This window comes from Pantoea sp. SGAir0183, assembly GCF_043545505.1.
Window position 1 is genome coordinate 295,482 of sequence record NZ_CP028053.1, and the last position, 19,392, is coordinate 314,873.

The window sequence follows — 19,392 nt, forward strand, 5'->3', positions numbered from 1 at the left end:
TGTTATTCTTTATGCATGGTGGCGAGGTTAAAGATTTGCTCCAGCATCGGATTAAACACGTAGCCTTTAACCGACTTATTCATCGCAACCTGATAATTTTTCTGGAATAAATACACGTAAGCCGCATCGTTAATCACGATCTGCTCGGCCTGCTGGTAATCGCGGGTCCGTTCAGCCTGATTAGTCGTGGAAACCGCTTTCTTCAGCAGCGCATCGACCGCTGGGTTGGAATAAAAAGATCGGTTGCCGGGCAGACCTTTTTTGTCTGATTCAAACCAGTAGTTCATGAACATGTAGGGATCGGCAAAATCCGGGCTCCAGTTGCCAATGGCAATGTCATAGTCCGCTTTACCGATACGCTCGCGCATGGTGGCGTTGGCCAGTTTTTCCAGCTTAACGTTGATGCCCAGCGTCTTCAGATTGGCCTGCATGGAAAGGGCAATCGGCTCCCAGTTTGGATCGTTGTCCGAATAGAGAAAGGACAAGGTCTGCGGTTTGCTGGGCAGTTTAGCCAGTTCAGCCCTGGCTTTATCCATGTTAAAGCTGTACTGCATGGCCTGAGGATCATAGCCCCACATGCCTTCCGGAATCGGGCCGCGCATCTGTTTACCGTTGCCGCCCAGGATGCCCTGCACCATGCCCTGGTAGTCGGTAGCCCAGGAGATCGCTCTGCGTAAATCAGGCTGATTCAGCGGTGCTTTGCTGTTGTTCAGATAGAGGTAGGTCACACGCAGGGCAGGATAATCCATGACGGTGACGTCACCTTGCTTCTTCAGCGCGGCGAACTGGTCTACCGGTAACGCATCGGCAATATCGACATCGCCTTTTGCCAACTGCAAACGACGGGCTGAGCTTTCGCTGATAATTTTCACGGAAACGCGCTTAAAGGCCGGTTTAGGCCCCGTAAAGTGCGGGTTAGGCACCAGCACCAGCTGCTGACCTTTCTGCCAGCGTTGCAGCATATAGGCACCGGATCCTGCGGTATGCTCGGCCAGATAGCCGCGCGCATCATCGGCGGCGTTCGCTTTCAGCACGGCAGGGTTAATAATGGACGCGCCGTCATTCGCGAGCGTATAAAGAAACGGTGCGAACGGGGTGTTCAGCGTGAAACGCACGGTATGCGGATCGACTACCTCGACTTTCATGTCGGCTGGAAAGGCTTCCGACGGGCCTTGTTTGATACGCATCAGACGCTCAAAAGAGAGCTTAACCGCCTCAGCATTCACGGGTGAGCCATCGGCAAACGCGGCATCCGGACGTAGCGTAAACGTCCAGACCTTGCCATCGTCACTACTCTGCCAGCTTTGAGCCAGATCGCCCTCGATCTCCGTGGTGCCTTTACCGTCTTCTGTTTTGTATTTGATCAGGCGCTGGTAGGCAGGATACGTAACGGTCCAGTCATTGTTATCAATCGTCACCGCCGGATCCAGCGTCTGCGGATCGGCCGCTTTCCCGATCACCAGCATGTCTTTCGGTACCGCAGCCAGCACGGATGTCGTCGTGGCCGCGAGGGTAATAGCAAGTAACAAAGGGCGAAAATAACGGGGTGCTGTGTGCGTCATTGTCATGGTAAAACTCCGTCAGTCTGGGCTGGGGATATGCAGGTGAAAACATCGTTAATCAGCGGATAACGGGCCGCTTCCGGTAACTCGAAATGCCACCATTCGGTCGCAATGCCAGTAAAGCCACCGCCAAACATCACGGCATTAAGCAGTAGCCTGTTGCGCTGAGCAGCCAGCGGCACGTCGGGATGATAGGGGTGCGACAGCGCCTGCATTTCATCAAACCCGGTTCCCATATCCAGAATGTGCCCGTCAGCATCGATTAGCGTGACATCAATCGCGGTGCCACGGCTGTGATTCGAGCCTTGCGATAAAGGCACGACGTAATTCTGATCAGGACAGGCGTGCCAAAGCAGCTCCTGCGCTTTTTGTGGGCGATAGGCGTCCAGCACCAGCAGCGTAAAACCCGCCACGCTGGCAATAGCAATACTTTTCTCCAGCGCGACGGCGGCATCGGGATGCAGCAGGCAGCGGGCTACGCTGTAGATGGGCTGGCCCGTGATGTTATCGGCGGTGGCATATTTCAGATCGATAGTCAGCGCCGGAAAGGCCACTGCGATATCGACCAGCTCTGTTTCCTGCATCATTCTGTAATCCCTGTTTTATCAATGTTCAAACTGACCAAATTCCTGCTGCAACAGTCGGTTTTGTGCCAGGCGCTGAGAAAGCGCGGGGCCAAGGCGTTCGACGACTGCAGACAGCAGAAGGTTGAAAAGGCAACTGATGGGGGCCAGCGAATCCCAAAAATTGGCGGTGTCCGTTTTTACCTGGAGTAAATCCACCGGATAATCCCGGGCCCACGGACACCAGATATCGGTAACCAGCGCCATCGACACGCCACGTGCGGTGGCGACCCGACAAAACTGTCTTGCTACGGTGGAATAGGCTCGCGTATCCGTAAGAATGACGTAAGGCTTTGACGACTCGGAGTTCAGCGACTCCAGCCAACTGCCCGAGCTGCCATCGGCATAGGTCACGCGCGGTCGCAGATATTCCAGATGACTGAAGAAGGTGTTCGCGATGCCCCGGGTGGACTGAATCCCCAACACGATGACGGTTTCGGCCTCGGCTATTTGCTGGCTGATATGGCGAAAGGTCTCCGTCTGCGCCAGTTGGTAGACATAGCGGATAGCCTCTAACTCCATTTGTAGTGACTGGCTGGCCGGATCCGGCAGCGTGCGTTGCTGCTCCCATGAATCAAGGCGGTCAATCACGCCCCATTGCTTGTACGGCGTATTGGGCACATCGCGCAGCAGGTTTTTCACATCATCAAGATTTTTAAATCCCAGCTTGCGCAAATAACGCCCGACAGTAATTCCGCTGGTGCCGGTCGCCTGGGCAATGCTGTCCGCCGTTTCAAAGGGGATTTGTTCGGAATGGCTGAGCAGCCACGAACTTATCCGTTTTTCGCTGGGCGTTTGCTGACTAATGGCAGCCTCGATTTTTTTCAGCAGTTCGGTGTGAGCGCTCATGTCGTCCTCAATGTTACCTGGCTGTCATTGCTCGCAATGTTGTTATTTAAGTAACAAGCACAATGCATGCCAGTTTGCCCTGGCCTGTTAAAAAACAGCCACGTCAGGTGATTATGTGCAACAGAATGGTGGAGTTGATAGCCTGCCGATAAATTAAGCGCAATCGAGGTGCAACGTAATTGAAACTTGCATCACACTAGTGCAACAAAATAACCCGGTAATGTGATCCAGACCGAAGAAACGATGTTCCTCTTTCCGCGTACGAGCGAGTGGCCGATCCTTTACGTCGGGGCCGGCAACAAGGTGCGTACGATGCACGGCGCTGTCGACCGCCGCGATGAGCTGCCCTCAGGCGACAAAAGCGGTTTGTGCACTGTCGTTTTATGGCGTGCATCGGGCAGACCGGATTGCGTTAAGAAGGGCATCATCGTCAGGGATGAATGAATTCGTTTCGCCATCTTTTATAAAGGGGGAGAGCAGAACGCGAAAAAATCAGCAACATTTACCGCTTCGTTAATCAGGCTTTTAAGAATGTTTACCGGCAATAAAATGGCAGCAAAGCCAATTCGGTCACATACTTGTGTTTTTTAACTCAGTAAGTGACCTGTCATGATCAGCTTTGTTCGTTCCTTGTTCGCCAGCCCGGATAAATTCCTCCAGATAATGAGCCGCCAGGACATAAACGACTCCATTGCCGATGGTGAGCGCATTATTATCGATGAAAACGGTAACGCCGCGGTCAATATCCTCAGTGAGGAAGTAAAGGAGGATTTCAACCGGCACGTCAATAGCTTAAAAGGAGTCTGAGGTGGGTACCGCGATTTTTATGGTATTGATGGTAAGTGGTTACTGGTACACCAGTCGGGATCTTTCCAGCCGTTTCAAAATGCGCCGTACCTCAGGCTGGGATGTCTATTTTCTGGTGGCGTTATACGGTTGTATATTCGTGCTTCAGGGGGTTTTTGCCACCGCATTTATTTGGTTTGTCTTATTTATTATTTCCTCCGTTTCTAACGCGCTTTATATTTTCCCCGGCGATCATCTTCAGCTGCAAATGAAGTTTATGAACTGGAGCTTTTTAGGTATTCAGGCACCGGTAGTCATTATGCTGACCTTCGCCATTCTGTTTTGCCTTTATCGCTCGAACTGGGCGGGCAGCGCACGGCTTAATGTCTCTGGCCGAAAAGACCTCTATCAAAAACTCTCCCGTTCTAACGGCGTCGAGCAGATGCTTTTCCAGTGCATGGAGGAGGGGGAGCTGGCATGGATCACGCTAAAATCGCGACGCATCTACATAGGCATGGTGCATGCGGCAACTTTTGAATATGAAAGCACCGCCAATATCGTGCTCATTCCGATGCTGAGCGGTTATCGCGACAGCCATACATTAAAGCTGGCGGTCGAACATAATTACAGTAGCTGGTACGCCGAGCACGGCATCACGCTGGATTCAGAACCCAAAAATGCCATGGCGTTTCGCAAAGTGATCATGCTGGACCAGATCGAGAGCTTCTCATTGTTCGATCCCGCCAGCGCGACAGCCCTGGCGATGGGAGAAGATCATCCGCAGAGTGTGGAAAAGAGCCGGGATGGCAACAAATCTTCGCCGCCTGATCAGCAGATTGAGTAACCCAGGCAGGGCGTATCAGGACACACAGCAGGGTCGGAGCGGCGGTATCCGCACAAAACAGCCTGTATGATGCAGTGCGTGCGCTAACCCGCCTCTACTCTGCTTACTGACTTCATCAACGAGGACAATCCTATGGCTCATCAGGGGAAAATCTTAGTTATCGGCGCGTCACGCGGCATCGGACTCGCCGTGGTTAACGCGTTTGTAGCCCATCACTGGCAGGTGACGGCCACTTACCGCAGTGCTATTCCGCCACAAGGCGAGCACCCTGAGGTTGACTGGCATCAAGTGGATATAACGGATACCGACGCGGTTAAACACGTTGCGGTCCAGCTGAGTGGAGAGCCTTATGACGCCATTTTGATTAATGCAGGCGTTTACGGGCCAGCGCATCAAAAGTTGGCCGAGACGGATGACAGCGAACTGATGCAGCTGTTCCTGACCAATGCCGTCGCGCCGGTACGTTGCGCTGAGATTTTGCTGCCGTTGCTGAATCAGCAAAAGGGCGTGATTGCGTTAACGTCTTCGCAGCTTGCCAGCCTGAATGAGAACCGCAGCGCGGACGCTCCTCTGTATTCGGCCAGTAAAGCGGCGCTCAATATGTTGACCCGTTCCCTTGCCAGAGGGGTAGAAGCGCAGAATGGCACGCTGTTAACGCTGCATCCCGGCTGGGTGAAAACGGATATGGGCGGCGATAAGGCCCCCCTTACGGCTGAAAAAAGCGCGGAAGGGATCTTCACGCAGTTGACGATGTTTCAGGGGCGCGGTGGTCACCACTATGTGGACTACGCGGGAAAAACGCTGCAATGGTAATGGCGTAAAGGAATTCGCCCTCAGGCCTTCACGACAGGCAGGGGCGATCCGATACACTGAAGTTTTGCAACAGACCTGTCCCGGCATTACACTGCCTTTTTTATTTCATTGATTGAAGGTGCTTATGTCTCAGCCCTATCAGCGTCAACCGCTACCGTTGCCCGGTGGACACAAAAAAGTGCTTCTGCACTCCTGCTGTGCGCCCTGTTCAGGGGAAGTCATGGAAGCCATGCTGGCCTCCGGCATTGAATACACGATCTATTTCTATAACCCGAATATTCATCCGCTTAAAGAGTACGAACTGCGTAAAGAGGAGAATATCCGCTTTGCTGAAAAGTTTAATGTGCCTTTTGTCGATGCAGATTACGATCGTGATGACTGGTTTAAACGAGCCAAAGGCATGGAATGGGAGCCTGAGCGTGGTGAGCGATGCACCATGTGCTTCGATATGCGTTTTGAGCGTACGGCGCTCTATGCGCATGAAAATGGTTTTCCTGTTATCACCAGTTGTCTGGGGATTTCCCGATGGAAGAACATGCAGCAAATTAATGACTGCGGTGTCCGTGCGGCGGCAAAGTATCCCGATTTGACCTACTGGGAATTTAACTGGCGCAAAGGCGGCGGCTCGGCGCGTATGATCGAAATCAGTAAGCGCGAAAGCTTTTATCAGCAAGAGTACTGCGGATGTATTTACTCATTACGCGATACCAATCGTCATCGTGTTGCCAACGGGCGAGAGCGAATTCAGATTGGCGTGCAATATTATAAGCCGGACGAGTAACGCCTGTATTTAAAAAAAGCGGACTAAATCGTCGCTGCTCCGGGTGTCATTTATTCCGCTGTAAACCGGCTTTTTTGCCTTTTTCGGCGTCCGTATGCAGAGACTACAGGGATGCGCACCGGTGGACGTGGCGCTGTCCGTTCCCCCTTTCATTTGTCTTTTGCGGCAAACGCTGGGCGTACAGCCCATCATCTGTTTAAACGAGCGCGTAAAAGATTGTTGGCTTTCAAAATGGTATTTAACGGCCAGGTTGATAATAGGTGTACGGCTGTTTTTGAGATCGTTAATACAGGATATTAATTTCTTCTTGCGAATATAGCGTGCAAGCGTTTCATCGTTATAGCGGGAAAATAACTTCTGCAGATACCATTTTGAATAGCCCGCCTTTTCCGCAATATCATCAATGCTTAATCGCTGATCGAGATTTTCATTAATCCATTCAGTAACAGAAATAATTACGCTCTCATTGTATTTGTTCTCATTCATAACACCCCCTTAAATAATGAAGATGATTTTAAATTAACATATGTTTCTCAAAATAGGCGTTACGTAAAGATTCTCAAGGAAGTGCATGGTTATTTCCAGGGATGTGAAATAACATGATGAGCAATTATATTTATGCGTGATATGTATATTATTTGTTGCAAAGGTGGGAGGGGTGACTTTGTGGTAATATTACATCACGTTACCATGCCGCAAGTAAAATTTCACCCTGAGCAAAGTTAAAACAGACCTCTCTGCGACACGTTGTCGCATCGCAGAGAACGACTGCCTACAGCAGATTTTGCTCCGCCAGGTCGAGCGCAAAATAACTGAAGATCAGATCGGCACCCGCACGTTTAATGGCCCCCAGGCTCTCAAGCACCACGTTACGTTCATCAATCGCGCCGGCCTGCGCGGCAAATTTAATCATCGCATATTCACCGCTGACCTGATAAGCCGCCAGGGGAAGCTCAGTGCGTTCACGAATGTCGCGCAGGATGTCCAGATAGGCGCCAGCCGGTTTCACCATCAGCGAATCGGCACCTTCGGCGGCATCAATCAGTGATTCGCGAATGGCCTCGCGGCGATTCATGGGGTTCATCTGATACGTTTTGCGATCGCCTTTCAGCGCGGTTCCGGCGGCTTCACGGAACGGGCCGTAGAAGGATGACGCAAATTTGGTGGAATAAGACATAATCGCCGTTTGCGTAAAGCCCGCAGCATCCAGTGCCTGGCGGATAGCCTGCACCTGACCATCCATCGCGGCCGAGGGCGCGATAAAGTCAGCGCCTGCCGCTGCCGCGACAACGGCCTGCTTACCCAGGTTGATAAGGGTTGCGTCGTTATCCACGCCGTGATCGCACAGCACGCCGCAGTGGCCGTGGCTGGTGTATTCACAGAAGCAGGTATCCGACATCACAATCATTTCAGGCACGGTATCTTTGCAAATGCGCGACATCCGTGCGACCAGGCCGTTTTCATTCCAGGCATCGCTGCCGGTCGCGTCGGTATGATGAGAAATCCCAAAGGTCATCACGGAGCGGATGCCTGCCCTGGCGATACGTTCAATCTCGTGGGCCAGACGTTTTTCCGGGATACGCCTTACGCCTGGCATAGCCTGAATGTCTTTATAGTCATCAACGCCTTCCTCAACAAAAATGGGTAAAGCCAGGTCGTTGATACTGAGGGTGGACTCCTGAAACATTGCACGCATGGATGCGCTGGCGCGCAATCTTCTGGGACGTTGGGTAAGGGAAAAATCAGACATAGTTACTCACGTAGCTAATTCAAATAAGACGGACAGTCTACTCCGATTAAGAGCAGGCGATGAAGGTTTGTGTGCGGTGCGCTGAGAGAATAAAACGTCTCCCGCCACAAGGCGGGAGACGGGAGAGCTTACTCGTTAATGTCCGGGTGCTGCTGCACCAGATTTTTACGTTTCGCTTCGAGACGGGCAATTTCTGCGTCGATATCTTCGATTTTCTGTTCGATGTTATCGTGGTGTTCCTGAAGGATTTCGCGCGCCTCTTCTAAATCTGATGCGGCAGGCGTCGCCCCTTTCAGCGGCTTATTCGCGGTCTCTTTCATGTAAAGACCGGTAATCAGACCGACCACCGCCACGACCATCAGATAGTACGCGGGCATGTAGAGGTTGTTGGTCGCTTCGACCAGCCAGGCCGCGGCCGTTGGCGTCAGACCGGCAATCAATACCGAAATATTGAAGGCGCTGGCTAAGGCGCTATAACGAATATGCGTAGGGAACATTGCGGGCAGAGACGATGCCATCACACCCGTAAAGGCATTCAGGATTACCGCCAGTAGCAGCAGTCCGGCAAAAATCATTCCCAGCACGCCGCTGTTGATCATCATAAAGGCGGGAATAGCAAAAACCATCAACGCAATACTGCCCAGAATCACAAACGGACGGCGGCCAAAACGGTCGCTCAGCATGCCCATTACCGGCTGCACAAACAGCATCCCCATCATGATGGCGATGATGATCAGCACGCCATGATCTTCTGAGTAATGCAGGTTGTGTGACAGATAACTTGGCATGTAGGTGAGCAGCATGTAGTAGGTCACGTTGGTCGCAATGACCAGGCCAATACAGGCTAACAGGCTGCGCCAGTGTTTGGTGGCGATCTCTTTGAAAGAGACTTTCGGACCATCACGCAGGCCTTCGCGATCCCCCTGTTCCAGCTTATCAACGTGCTGCTGGAATGCTGGCGTTTCTTCCAGCGCATGACGCAGATATAAACCAATAATGCCCAACGGCAAGGCCAGGAAGAAAGGAAGACGCCAGCCCCACTCAAGGAAGTTCTCTTCGCCAATAATGGTCGAGATCAGGACGACAACGCCCGCACCCAGTACAAAACCGGCAATAGAACCGAAGTCGAGCCAGCTTCCCATAAAGCCACGTTTGCGGTCCGGTGAATACTCCGCCACGAAAATCGATGCGCCGGTATATTCCCCGCCCACGGAAAAGCCCTGCGCCATTTTGGCCAACAGCAGCAAAATCGGTGCCCAGATGCCGATGGAGGCGTAAGAGGGAATCAGACCAATACAGAACGTACTGACCGACATAATGACAATGGTAATGGACAGTATTTTCTGACGACCATATTTATCACCCAGCATGCCGAAGAACAGGCCACCTAAAGGACGAATCAGAAAAGGAACAGAGAACGTTGCCAGGGCGGCAATCATTTGAATGCCCGGTGAGGCATCCGGAAAAAAGACTTTACCTAAGGCATAAGCCACAAAGCCATAAACACCAAAATCAAACCACTCCATGGCGTTACCCAACGACGCGGCGGTAATGGCTTTTCGTAAACGGGCATCATCAATGATGGTCACATCATCGATCCCAATCGGTTTTACACGCTTCCTACGCAATTTCATAGAATTACCCTGTAATGGAATATGAAAGTCCTCAACGGCGCGAACCGACCACAGCGTTCAGACCGCTGCGTTGAGGAAATTTAAGCATAGCCGTAAAACAGCATTATCTGTCGACGTATAAATACAACGAAAACTGCCGTGATTCATTTCATCGACCGCAGAGTATAACGTTTTTGTGTGATATTTGTCATGTTTGGCCTGAAAGTGACCAACTCTGCCTTGTGTTTACACCAGTCTTGCTGGCTAAAAAAAGAAGCAGGCGAACGCGTTTGCCTGGTAACGATACGTGCCGATCGCAAGTGAAAACGCGCTCTGACGCATTACAGGTTAAAATTACTTATGATTTTTCGTATCGATCGTTGAGGCTTGCCTAATCAATTCCCTTCAGTAATACTCATCCCCCTTGATTTGGATAGAAATTGTCAAGGAGGATATCGCCATGAGCCAAAATCCCTGGGTGGCGCTCATCGATAGTGTGGAAAAAAAATTAATCTATCCTGCCACCATGTTGTCCGCTGACCGGCAGCGCGGCGAGAGGACACAGATGGACTCTGCGCCGGGTTGGTTTCGCTGTCGGGGGAAACGCTGGATAAACCGACTGACGAAGCTGAGCGAAACGCTTATCACGTCGACGACAACGGGGAAGCAGTGCTCGGCATATGAAGAATGCCAGCAGTTACTCCAGCAGTCGGTGCCAACGCTACAGCGGCTAAGTCAGCGAACCCGTCGGCCCTGTGAAGGCCTGTCTGTCTGCCAGCAGGAAGAAACGGTAGCCGTCGCATTGCGCGCGGCACGTAAACGGCGCTAAATCCCTACAAAATCATCTCGTGCTGTTGTCATCCGATGGTGACCTGATGTGCTCTAGAGCGCTTCAGGAGGCACTGGCAAATGACCATATTTTTCCATCCATGCAATGAAGGCGCTGTTTTCCATAGGGCGGGCATAAAAATAGCCTTGCACGAAGGTCACGCCGTGCTGTTGCAGGTAGTGGAATTGCAGTGCAGTTTCAACACCTTCACCTAATACCTGTAGCTTAAGCTTGTGGCTCAGGCTGATAATGGCGTCCAGAACAGGCGTTTCGCCATCCAGTGATTCAATGGCATTAATAAAGCCCCGATCGATTTTGAGATAGTCCAGCGCGAAAGTTTGCAGATAACTGAGCGAGCAATGGCCGGTTCCGAAGTCATCAATCGCGACTTTCATCCCCGCCGCACGCAATCTTTCCAGTTTGTCCGCCACCACGTTACCTTCCTTAATCAGGCTTCGTTCGGTCAGCTCCAGAGTAAGGTTGAATTCCGTTACTGCCATCTTTTCCGCGAAGCTCAGCATCTCATCGACGAAGTCTGGATGCTGAAGATGGTCGGCGGCCACGTTAATTGCCAGATGAAAACCGGGATTCGTTTTCCACTGCCGTGCGTCTTCAACGATTAAATCCATTAAATGGCGGGTAACGGGAATGATCATTCCCTCGGCTTCCGCCGCGCTGATGAAGGTATCGGGACGCACGCTGTCACCATTGGGCAGCGTCCAGCGCAAAAGGGCTTCTGCGCCGGTGCAGCGTTTAAGTGCATAGCTGTAGGTGGGCTGATAGTGCACGCTGAACTGCCCGGAACGAATGGCGCGACGAATGTCATCTGCCCATGAAAATCGCCGGCGTAGCCATGATGCCGTGAGAATCATCAACAAAACGGAAAACACGGAAGCAAAAGGCATAATCAGGAGCAACAACTGTTTCAGTGCTTTTATGCGTTCTGTGCCCGGTGCCAGTAGCGTTACGCTGATGGGATAGCGCGATGACGTGGCGCGATAAAGTTGAGGAGAAGGCCCGGTATCCCCGGTAAAGTCATGTTCACCTGACACAATTGACGCACCATCACTGAAGCGCATCGTGATCTGATAATCGTGCGTGCTCCCTAACGCACTCATAAAATCGATGAGATATTGCCCTTCCACCATTACCCAGACGGCTCTGCCTGCGGTAAGGTTACGCACAAAGATGACGGCGGGCCGGTCGGGTACGCTGTAGGAGCCGCGCAGAGACAAACTCCACCCGTCTTTGCGCGCCACCGGCGGCGTTACGCCAATCATCGCTTTCAGGGTTGAGGGTTTATTACCGTAAGCCGAAGAGCAGGTGATCACATCGTTTTCCAGCGTGCCCAGGCCACGAAAATAGGGATAAAGCGTGCCGTTAAGCCGCAATGCATGCTCAATTTGCTCGCAGGGCTGCTCCTCGTACTGCCGAAGCCAGGCAATCATGCTCCAGGCGTTGTCGCTGATTTTTTCTGCCTGAGACAGTAAAGTCGCTGCCGTGTTGATCTGTTGCTCGCGCACAGTTTGACGCGCATCAATGGCACAAAAAAACAGTCCCAGAAGGAGTGGCAGGACGCCAGCAAAGACGATAAGTAGCCTGGTATGGGCCGGTTTTTCTTTAATCAGCGGCACCGTATAACCTCTGAATTGTAATCATGTTTTTGAGCGGTGCTAAGGGTTTATTCAGCATAGCACGCCAGTTCACACCACGGGTGAACGGTCGGATATCCTTTGCCTCCGATAATCGTCATTATCGGCCTCGTCCATAATTTATTGACAGAAAATTCATGCCCGGATTGGGTGAAAGACGGCATATGACAGAGTGTACTGATGAAAGTGAATACTCACATTTTCTGCCAGGTGTTCCTGTGGCCGGCAGGCAAGCCGTGCGCGCGGGGCAAAAGAATGTCCCCGCGCGGTGGAGAAAGCAAAAGGGCATTGACGCCGCAGGCACGGACCACATGCGCCGGGTCAACCGAACACGATGGCTTCTGGTCTGGCACGTCCCTCCAGCGGCACCGTGGTGGGCTAATCCTGGAAGTAGATTTGCTTCAGCGCGACTTCTACGCCACGCAGCTCGGCCAGCCCCTTGAGCCTGCCTATTGCTGAATAGCCCGGATTGGTGCGCTTGTGCAAATCGTCCAGCATCTGATGACCGTGATCGGGACGCATAGGAATAGCGCGTAGATTGCCTGCACGACGACGGCGCTGCTCCTCAGCCAGAATGACTTTGATGACGCCAACCATATCAACGTCTCCCGCCAGATGAGCGGCTTCGTGGAAGCTGTTGGGGTTTGCTTCGCGTTTTGTGGCGCGTAAATGCACGAAGTTAATACGATCGGCAAAGGTTTCGGCCATCGTAACCAGTGGGTTATCCTCGCGAACGCCGTACGATCCTGTACAGAAGCAGAATCCGTTATGCAGGCTGTCGACAGTCTCTTTCAGCCACTGCATATCCTCCTGGGTGGAGACAATGCGCGGCAGGCCAAGAATAGGACGCGGCGGATCGTCGGGATGTACCGCCAGTTTGATGCCCACCTCTTCTGCCACTGGCACAATAGCCCGCAGGAAGGTGGCCATATGCTCGCGCAGTCTGGCTTTATCAATGCCATCATATTGGGCCAGTTGGGCCTGGAACTGTTCAAGCGTGTAGCCTTCTTCCGCACCGGGTAAACCCGCAATGATGTTGCGCACCAGCGTGGCTTTCTCTTCTTCGTTCATCGCGGCAAAACAGGCAGCAGCGGCCTGCTGCTCGGCGGGGCTGTATTCTTTTTCCGCACCGGGACGTTTTAACAGGTACAGTTCAAACGCAGCAAACGCATCGGCGTCAAACCGCAACGCTTTCGCCCCATCCGGCAAGGTCCAGGCCAGATCGGTACGCGTCCAGTCAAGCACCGGCATAAAGTTGTAGCACACGGTATCGATCCCGCAGGCGGCCAGATTACGAATCGACTGCTGATAGTTGGCGATATAGCGCGAATAATCGCCCCGTTGCGTTTTAATGGATTCGTGAACGGGAATGCTTTCAACAACAGACCAGGTGAGTCCTTTTTCCGCCAGTAGCGCCTGACGCGCTTTGATTTCGGCTACGGGCCACACGTCGCCGTTTGGGATGTGATGAAGTGCCGTAACAATACCGGTTGCACCTGCCTGGCGAGCATCGTCCAGTGAAACAGGATCGTTGGGGCCGTACCAGCGCCATGTATGTTCCATTATTACTCCTTGATGAACGGGTGGCCCAGTGGTCAGGCCGCTGGACCAAGAGTAAATTAGCGCGTAAATTAAGGCCGTGATCCGGATCGCAGCATAGTAAATACGTCCGGCTGGATTCTGCAAAGACGGCCATAACAGGAGAAGGTGATGGTGCTACCGGTGCTGAAAACTGAACGACTTTATCGACAGATCGCCAATGCCATTATCGCGGGCATTCAGCGTGGGGATTTCGTACCCGGCGGTGCGTTGCCACCGGAGCGAGAGCTGGCAAAGCAGTTGGGCGTCAGTCGCTCGTCCGTGCGTGAAGCGCTGATTGCGCTTGAAATGACGGGCTACGTCACTATCCAGACCGGAACGGGCGTATTTGTCGCCCAAACCCTGCCTCAGCCCTCAGCGGTCAAAGACACCGAACATTTCAGCCTGCAGGATCTTTTACAGGCGCGCGAAGCCTATGAAAGTCTGCTGGCAGGAATGGCGGCGCGTAACGGCAGTGAGGCGCAACGTGAGCGGCTCATGGCGATGAGCATCAGTCTCCAGCAATTTAATGAAAACGATGCGGCGTTTATAGAACAGGATAAAGCCTTTCATCTTTTGATTAGCGAGATGAGCGGTAACGATCTGCTGCGGGAGATGATGGAAAACCTGTGGAACAAACGCGACAGCGCGCATTTTCGTCGGCTGGAACGCCATTATGCCGACAATACCTTTGCTGACGAAATGAACGCCGACCATCAGTGCATTGCAGAGGCCATTGTCGGGGGAGATGAGCAGGCTGCACAGGCTGCGATGAGAGCGCATCTGCAGCATGTGCAGCAGCGTTTACTTGGTTAGCAGCCGGGCAGGTTTAGGGCGTCCGGTGCCCAGCATGATTGCCAGCCGGCTTCCACCTGGCGTGGTTTCCATCAAAATTTTTGTAATGCTGGTCAGCGGTACGGAGAGCAGCATACCGACCGGACCCAACAGCCAGCCCCAGAAGATCAAGGACAGAAAGACCACCAGTGTCGACAATCCCAGTCCGCGCCCCATGATGCGCGGCTCTAACATATTGCCAAACACCATATGAATGGCGGTAAACAGCGCCGCCACCATCGCCGCGTCAAACACACTGTTCAGCAACAGTGCCTGCAGGAAAGGGGGAATACCGGCGATAATCGGCCCGATATTGGGAATAAAATTCAGGATAAAGGCTACCACGCCCCACAGTAATGCAAATTTCACATCCAGCAGGTACAGCGTCAGCCAGACCGAGATACCGGTAATCAGGCTGATCAGCGTTTTTAATGCCAGGTAATGCGTCACGCCTTTAAGCGCTTTGTGTAAACCCGCAATACGAATTTTGGGGTTCACAAACGAGTTGCGCATTTTGTAAGGCAGGTGGTGCACTTCAAACAGCATAAAGACGACGGTAAGGATCAACAGGACAGTATTGGTCATTGCGCCGGAAAAACCACTCAGCGCCACGCTGGCCAGATTCATCAATGTGTTGGGATCGAAGCGCTGAACCAGCGCATCGGTAGAGACATTCAGATGAATGCTGGCCGCCAGATGCTGAACGACCAGCATTTTCTTTTCCATGATGGTGCGCAGTTGAGGATAGAGATCGTAAAACTCACTTATGGAGCTGGCCAGTACGGCCCCCAGCAGCAAAATCACAACAAAAATGACCGTGATCACCAGCGTAATCGCCATCCCGCGCCGCAGTCCGCGCCGCATCAGTATCGTGACTAAGGGATTCAACACAATGGCAAAAAACGCCGCCAAGAGTAACGGCACCAGAATATCGGAAGCGGCTCTTATCCCGGCAAGGATAATCACTAACATCGCCAGTTTGATTAAGATATTTTGTCCAATTCTTTCCTGCTGCAACCCGTTCATTCGTTCTCTCTACGCATAAATAACTGATTGAAGTGTAGTTGAAGGAAAAATCAGAAGCGGATTCGTTGAGGAAAAGGGTAAGCGAGGCGAGACGGTGAGGGAAACAGGACGCGAAAGGGTGTTAAGCGTCCTGATGGCGCGGCGGACAATGGCGACTGTCACGGCGATATGCTGTCAACAGCGATGCCGCCGCAATGAAACGACGCAGGCGGCCGCCTGCCGCCGCCTTACACTGAGGGCGCAGATTCCTCTTTCGTGGCGTCCTGTGGCACCGGCTCCTGCCCGCCGGGAATCAGAATATTCAGCACGATGGCAACAATCCCGCCGCTGGTGGCGGCTGAACCAAACAGGTTCGCAAACAGGGGCGGCAGATGGGAAAGGGCAGCAGGCACGGACTCAATCCCTAAGCCGAAGCTGAAGGCCAGGCCGACAATCAGCATCTCTCTGCGCGTCAGCGCGGTCTGGCTGAGAATACGAATGCCGGCCGTTACCACGCAGCCAAACATCACCATGGTCGCGCCACCCAGGACGGGCGTGGGAATCTGACGCAACGCTTCGCTAAACGGCGGAAACAGAGCCAGTAAAATCAGCATCACACCGATATAGCGGCCAACAAAACGGCTTGCCACACCGGTCATCTGTATGACGCCGTTGTTTTGCGCAAAGGTGGTATTTGGAAAGGCACTCACCATGGCGGCAATCATACAACTCAGTCCGTCAGCCAGAATGCCGCCTTTCAGGCGCGCACTGAACGCTTTATCCGTAATCGACTTACCGGAGATCAGGTGGTTTGCGGTAAGATCGCCTACCGCCTCAATGATGCAGACCAGTGAAACCAGCACCACAGGCACAAAAAGGCTGCTGTTGAAGTGAAAGCCAAACGGAAACAGCGCGGGCAGGCGAAACAGGCTGTCCCCCAAACCATGCACCTGAAATTTGCCGCTCAGTGCCGCCGCGATGCAGCCGGTGAGAATGCCGACCACGATGGATGACAGACGCAGCCAGCGGTTCCCCGAACAGCTCAGCAGCACGATCACGCCAAGCGTCAACGCCCCCAGGGCGAGGTTGCTAAGGCTGGCAAAATCCTGTGCATTCTGACCGCCGCACCAGTTAATCACGCTGACCTTAATCAGGCTGATACCGATTAACGCAATCACGCTTCCCGTCACGACCGGCGTAAAGACCCGTTTTAAGGTATCAATAAAGCGGCTGACGATAACCGGAACCAGCGCGGCCACGGCGTTGACGCCAAACAGCATCGCCATAATGTCCTCAGGGCTGCCGCCCTGGGCTTTGACCCACAGGCCACCTGAAATGGCGACGCCGAGAAAAGCAAAGCTGGTGCCCTGCATGCATATCATGCCCGCGCCCACGCCCCACACGCGATTTGACTGCAGAAAGGTGCCGATGCCCGAAGCAAGGAGCGACATACTAATTAAATACGGAAGCCAGGCTTCCAGACCAAGCGCGGTGCCAATCAGCAAAGGCGGCGTGATAATCCCGACCAGACCTGCCAGTACATGCTGCGATGCGCTAAAAAAAGCCTGCACAGGCGGAATTCGCTGATCAAGGCCGTACAGTAAGCCACTGTTTTTTTCGTCAGACACGGTTATCTCATCTCAGTGCGGGGAAGTCACCGGATGTTGCATAAAGCAGGCCAGGTTTATCTGATAAACGTTTCACTGCTATCAATGCCTTTAAAATCATAGCGATAATGTTGTGATGAAGCGCGTCGCTCGCCCGGGAAAAGTGAAACACATGATTCCTGATGGGGCAGTGAAGAAATTATTGGTTCATAAAATGACGATTAACGCCCTTTTTTGCACTGTGTTAGTGCGTAGTGATGTTTTTTCACCAGACAACTGTCCTCATGGCCAGCAGCCATTTTTCTGGCCGACTCTCAGCAAAAAGAAAATGTATATTTCATATTTAAAATTGATGAAACATATCCGGGCTGCTTAATGCCGTCAGGCCGAAAACCTTTCATCCCGCAAAGGCGTTAAACCGCCCTGAAGCGACAATGTCATGGGACCCCGATTACACCGTCAGCGATGACGAGCCAGAATGGCCGCCGCGAAGACGTCAATCCTTTATGAAAAGAGAAATGCGATCTGTGCCGCTAAAAAGTAATTTTCCAAAAATATCTATTTGAAAAATTTATTCCATTGTAATAGTTTTCCAGCATGCTTTTGGCTTTTCCTGCCCAGCCAGCATGCCACTTCTGTGCTCTGCCCGCTGGAACCGTACATACCAAAGAGGCAACATCATGACTATCGTAGGAAACTTTATTGGCGGTCAAACCACATTCAGCGCCAGCAACGAAACCATTCCTGTGTTCGATCCGGCAACCGGCAAGGTTATCCGTGAGCTCACGCAAAGCAGCGCAGATGAAGTGGCTCAGGCGATTGATGTGGCACATGCGGCCTTTCCTGCCTGGTCAAAAACCTCCCCGCTGCGCCGCGCACGCATCATGTTCAATTTTAAAGCTCTGATGGAGCAGCACCGCGATGAACTGGCGGCGCTGATTGTGTCTGAGCATGGCAAAGTCTGGTCAGATGCGCTGGGTGAGCTGACGCGCGGTATCGAAGTCATCGAATTTGCCTGTGGTATTCCGCACCTGCTTAAAGGCGAGTATTCCCCGAATGTAGGCGGTGGCGTAGACAGTTACTCGCTGATGCAGCCGGTGGGCGTCGTGGCAGGGATTACGCCCTTCAACTTTCCGGCAATGGTGCCGTTGTGGATGTTCCCGATTGCGTTGGCCTGCGGTAACACCTTTATTCTCAAGCCGCCTGCGCTGGATCCGTCAGCGTCGGTGCGCATGGCCGAGCTGTTGAAGGAGGCGGGCCTGCCGGATGGCGTGTTTAATGTCGTGCACAGTTCCAATGACAATGCAGAACAGCTTTATAAAGATCCGCGTATTGCCGCCGTCAGCTTCGTTGGCTCATCCGGTGTGGCCGAGCATATTTACAAAACGGCCAGTGCGCACGGTAAGCGCGTTCAGGCTTTTGGCGCGGCAAAAAATCACGCCATCGTTATGCCAGACGCCGATTTGGACGCCACGGTAAACGCGATTATGGGCGGTGCGTTTGGCTCGGCGGGCGAGCGTTGCATGGCGCTGCCGGTTGTCGTTGCAGTGGGCAACGATACCGCCGATAAGCTCATTTCGCGCCTGACACCGCTGATCAACGCATTACGGGTTGGGCCGGGAATCCAGCAAGGCAGCGATGAAAATGAAATGGGGCCTGTGGTTTCTGCGGCACACCAGAAAAAGGTGCTGGGCTATATCGATCTGGGCGAGCAGGAAGGGGCGAAGCTGGTCGTTGATGGCCGCAACCACAAAGTCGCCGGTTTCGAAGAGGGCTACTACGTCGGCGGTACGCTGTTCGATAACGTTACCGCCGAGATGACCATCTGGCGTGAGGAAATTTTTGGTCCGGTGCTGAGCATTATGCGCGCGCCGGATTACGACAGTGCCCTGAAGCTGGTTAACAGCCACGAATTTGGTAACGGCAGCGCCATCTTTACCAGCAATGGCCATACCGCGCGGGAGTTTGTGCAGGATGTTGAGGCCGGAATGGTCGGCGTCAATGTGCCGGTGCCGGTGCCGATGGCCTTCCACAGTTTTGGGGGCTGGAAACGGTCAGTCTTTGGTGCGTTAAACGTGCACGGGCCAGACGGCGTGCGTTTTTACACCCGCATGAAAACCGCCACCGTGCGTTGGCCAGGCGGTCAGCAAACGGTGTCCGAATTCAGCATGCCAACGTTAGGCTAAATCACCTGCACCACTGACGCTGCGTTCGACACACAGGGGCGCGGGTTGTCAGGTGAAGGACCGCAAAACAGGAGGAGGCG

18 protein-coding genes are annotated in these 19,392 nt (G+C 52.9%); 8 read left to right on the top strand and 10 right to left on the bottom strand.

Going from position 1 to position 19,392, the window contains the following annotated elements:
• Positions 1-2: 2 nt before the first annotated feature.
• Genes C1N59_RS01360 through C1N59_RS01370 form a run of 3 tightly spaced genes read right to left on the bottom strand, consistent with a single transcriptional unit; the run spans position 3 to position 3,034 of the window.
• Positions 3-1,568 carry an ABC transporter substrate-binding protein gene (locus tag C1N59_RS01360; protein ID WP_054632926.1) on the bottom strand — a complete coding sequence of 522 codons (1,566 nt, stop codon included), beginning with the start codon at positions 1,566-1,568 and terminating at the stop codon, positions 3-5.
• Entirely contained in the window at positions 1,565-2,149 is a 585-nt protein-coding gene (gene ddpX, locus C1N59_RS01365) for a D-alanyl-D-alanine dipeptidase (RefSeq protein WP_039342773.1), read from the bottom strand. The genes C1N59_RS01360 and ddpX overlap by 4 nt, the downstream gene beginning before the upstream one ends.
• Before the next feature lie 18 nt (positions 2,150-2,167).
• Positions 2,168-3,034, bottom strand: a complete 867-nt coding sequence (locus tag C1N59_RS01370; RefSeq protein WP_006121084.1) for a MurR/RpiR family transcriptional regulator — start codon at positions 3,032-3,034, stop codon at positions 2,168-2,170.
• Positions 3,035-3,643: 609 nt separating this feature from the next.
• Here C1N59_RS01370 and C1N59_RS01375 point away from each other — a divergent pair.
• The 4 genes from C1N59_RS01375 (at position 3,644) to C1N59_RS01390 (ending at position 6,258) form a co-directional block, all read left to right on the top strand.
• Entirely contained in the window at positions 3,644-3,841 is a 198-nt protein-coding gene (locus C1N59_RS01375) for a hypothetical protein (protein WP_033738245.1), read from the top strand.
• 1 nt (position 3,842) lies between these two features.
• Entirely contained in the window at positions 3,843-4,664 is an 822-nt protein-coding gene (locus C1N59_RS01380; protein WP_006121083.1) for a hypothetical protein, read from the top strand.
• A 132-nt stretch (positions 4,665-4,796) separates the two neighbouring features.
• Positions 4,797-5,477, top strand: a complete 681-nt coding sequence (locus C1N59_RS01385; RefSeq protein ID WP_033738243.1) for an SDR family oxidoreductase — start codon at positions 4,797-4,799, stop codon at positions 5,475-5,477.
• Positions 5,478-5,601: 124 nt separating this feature from the next.
• Positions 5,602-6,258 carry an epoxyqueuosine reductase QueH gene (locus C1N59_RS01390; protein WP_006121081.1) on the top strand — a complete coding sequence of 219 codons (657 nt, stop codon included), beginning with the start codon at positions 5,602-5,604 and terminating at the stop codon, positions 6,256-6,258.
• Positions 6,259-6,267: 9 nt separating this feature from the next.
• Here C1N59_RS01390 and C1N59_RS01395 read toward each other — a convergent pair whose 3' ends face one another.
• From C1N59_RS01395 to proP, 3 genes are all read right to left on the bottom strand, one after another.
• Positions 6,268-6,744 (bottom strand): helix-turn-helix domain-containing protein, encoded by a 477-nt coding sequence (locus tag C1N59_RS01395; protein ID WP_054632927.1) that lies wholly within the window; start codon positions 6,742-6,744, stop codon positions 6,268-6,270.
• Positions 6,745-7,030: 286 nt separating this feature from the next.
• Positions 7,031-8,008 (bottom strand): porphobilinogen synthase, encoded by a 978-nt coding sequence (hemB, locus tag C1N59_RS01400; RefSeq protein ID WP_006121079.1) that lies wholly within the window; start codon positions 8,006-8,008, stop codon positions 7,031-7,033.
• A gap of 128 nt (positions 8,009-8,136) precedes the next feature.
• On the bottom strand, positions 8,137-9,642 hold the full coding sequence (gene proP, locus C1N59_RS01405; protein ID WP_006121078.1) for a glycine betaine/L-proline transporter ProP: 1,506 nt from the start codon (positions 9,640-9,642) through the stop codon (positions 8,137-8,139).
• A gap of 439 nt (positions 9,643-10,081) precedes the next feature.
• On the opposite strand from proP, the gene C1N59_RS01410 reads away from it, so the two are divergent.
• The gene (locus C1N59_RS01410) at positions 10,082-10,450 is read left to right on the top strand and encodes a hypothetical protein (RefSeq protein WP_226374594.1); all 369 of its coding nucleotides are present in this window, start codon (positions 10,082-10,084) and stop codon (positions 10,448-10,450) included.
• A 53-nt stretch (positions 10,451-10,503) separates the two neighbouring features.
• Here C1N59_RS01410 and C1N59_RS01415 read toward each other — a convergent pair whose 3' ends face one another.
• Positions 10,504-12,084, bottom strand: a complete 1,581-nt coding sequence (locus tag C1N59_RS01415) for an EAL domain-containing protein (protein ID WP_054632928.1) — start codon at positions 12,082-12,084, stop codon at positions 10,504-10,506.
• Between the two features lie 396 nt (positions 12,085-12,480).
• Complete coding sequence (gene uxuA, locus C1N59_RS01420) at positions 12,481-13,665, bottom strand: mannonate dehydratase (RefSeq protein WP_164482675.1); 1,185 nt, start codon at positions 13,663-13,665, stop codon at positions 12,481-12,483.
• A gap of 147 nt (positions 13,666-13,812) precedes the next feature.
• Between uxuA and C1N59_RS01425 the strand changes: the two genes are divergently transcribed.
• Complete coding sequence (locus C1N59_RS01425; protein WP_039342744.1) at positions 13,813-14,496, top strand: FadR/GntR family transcriptional regulator; 684 nt, start codon at positions 13,813-13,815, stop codon at positions 14,494-14,496.
• Here C1N59_RS01425 and C1N59_RS01430 read toward each other — a convergent pair.
• Both C1N59_RS01430 and C1N59_RS01435 read right to left on the bottom strand, forming a co-directional pair.
• Positions 14,485-15,540 (bottom strand): AI-2E family transporter, encoded by a 1,056-nt coding sequence (locus tag C1N59_RS01430; RefSeq protein ID WP_394550210.1) that lies wholly within the window; start codon positions 15,538-15,540, stop codon positions 14,485-14,487. The genes C1N59_RS01425 and C1N59_RS01430 overlap by 12 nt on opposite strands.
• Before the next feature lie 227 nt (positions 15,541-15,767).
• Positions 15,768-17,147 (bottom strand): nucleobase:cation symporter-2 family protein, encoded by a 1,380-nt coding sequence (locus tag C1N59_RS01435; protein ID WP_394550211.1) that lies wholly within the window; start codon positions 17,145-17,147, stop codon positions 15,768-15,770.
• Positions 17,148-17,259: 112 nt separating this feature from the next.
• On the opposite strand from C1N59_RS01435, the gene C1N59_RS01440 reads away from it, so the two are divergent.
• Together C1N59_RS01440 and C1N59_RS01445 are read left to right on the top strand one after the other, a co-directional pair.
• Positions 17,260-17,502 carry a hypothetical protein gene (locus C1N59_RS01440; RefSeq protein ID WP_394550212.1) on the top strand — a complete coding sequence of 81 codons (243 nt, stop codon included), beginning with the start codon at positions 17,260-17,262 and terminating at the stop codon, positions 17,500-17,502.
• Positions 17,503-17,806: 304 nt separating this feature from the next.
• Positions 17,807-19,312 carry a CoA-acylating methylmalonate-semialdehyde dehydrogenase gene (locus tag C1N59_RS01445; RefSeq protein WP_033738237.1) on the top strand — a complete coding sequence of 502 codons (1,506 nt, stop codon included), beginning with the start codon at positions 17,807-17,809 and terminating at the stop codon, positions 19,310-19,312.
• Positions 19,313-19,392 lie beyond the last annotated feature (80 nt).

Excerpts from the sequence above, each read along its gene's own strand:
- C1N59_RS01445 (WP_033738237.1), top strand. The coding sequence starts at position 17,807 with ATGACTATCGTAGGAAACTTTATTGGCGGTCAAACCACATTCAGCGCC.
- uxuA (WP_164482675.1), bottom strand. The coding sequence starts at position 13,665 with ATGGAACATACATGGCGCTGGTACGGCCCCAACGATCCTGTTTCACTG.
- C1N59_RS01410 (WP_226374594.1), top strand. The coding sequence starts at position 10,082 with ATGAGCCAAAATCCCTGGGTGGCGCTCATCGATAGTGTGGAAAAAAAA.
- proP (WP_006121078.1), bottom strand. The coding sequence starts at position 9,642 with ATGAAATTGCGTAGGAAGCGTGTAAAACCGATTGGGATCGATGATGTG.
- C1N59_RS01425 (WP_039342744.1), top strand. The coding sequence starts at position 13,813 with ATGGTGCTACCGGTGCTGAAAACTGAACGACTTTATCGACAGATCGCC.
- C1N59_RS01370 (WP_006121084.1), bottom strand. The coding sequence starts at position 3,034 with ATGAGCGCTCACACCGAACTGCTGAAAAAAATCGAGGCTGCCATTAGT.
- C1N59_RS01375 (WP_033738245.1), top strand. The coding sequence starts at position 3,644 with ATGATCAGCTTTGTTCGTTCCTTGTTCGCCAGCCCGGATAAATTCCTC.
- C1N59_RS01395 (WP_054632927.1), bottom strand. The coding sequence starts at position 6,744 with ATGAATGAGAACAAATACAATGAGAGCGTAATTATTTCTGTTACTGAA.
- C1N59_RS01430 (WP_394550210.1), bottom strand. The coding sequence starts at position 15,540 with ATGAACGGGTTGCAGCAGGAAAGAATTGGACAAAATATCTTAATCAAA.
- hemB (WP_006121079.1), bottom strand. The coding sequence starts at position 8,008 with ATGTCTGATTTTTCCCTTACCCAACGTCCCAGAAGATTGCGCGCCAGC.
- C1N59_RS01385 (WP_033738243.1), top strand. The coding sequence starts at position 4,797 with ATGGCTCATCAGGGGAAAATCTTAGTTATCGGCGCGTCACGCGGCATC.
- ddpX (WP_039342773.1), bottom strand. The coding sequence starts at position 2,149 with ATGATGCAGGAAACAGAGCTGGTCGATATCGCAGTGGCCTTTCCGGCG.
- C1N59_RS01390 (WP_006121081.1), top strand. The coding sequence starts at position 5,602 with ATGTCTCAGCCCTATCAGCGTCAACCGCTACCGTTGCCCGGTGGACAC.
- C1N59_RS01360 (WP_054632926.1), bottom strand. The coding sequence starts at position 1,568 with ATGACAATGACGCACACAGCACCCCGTTATTTTCGCCCTTTGTTACTT.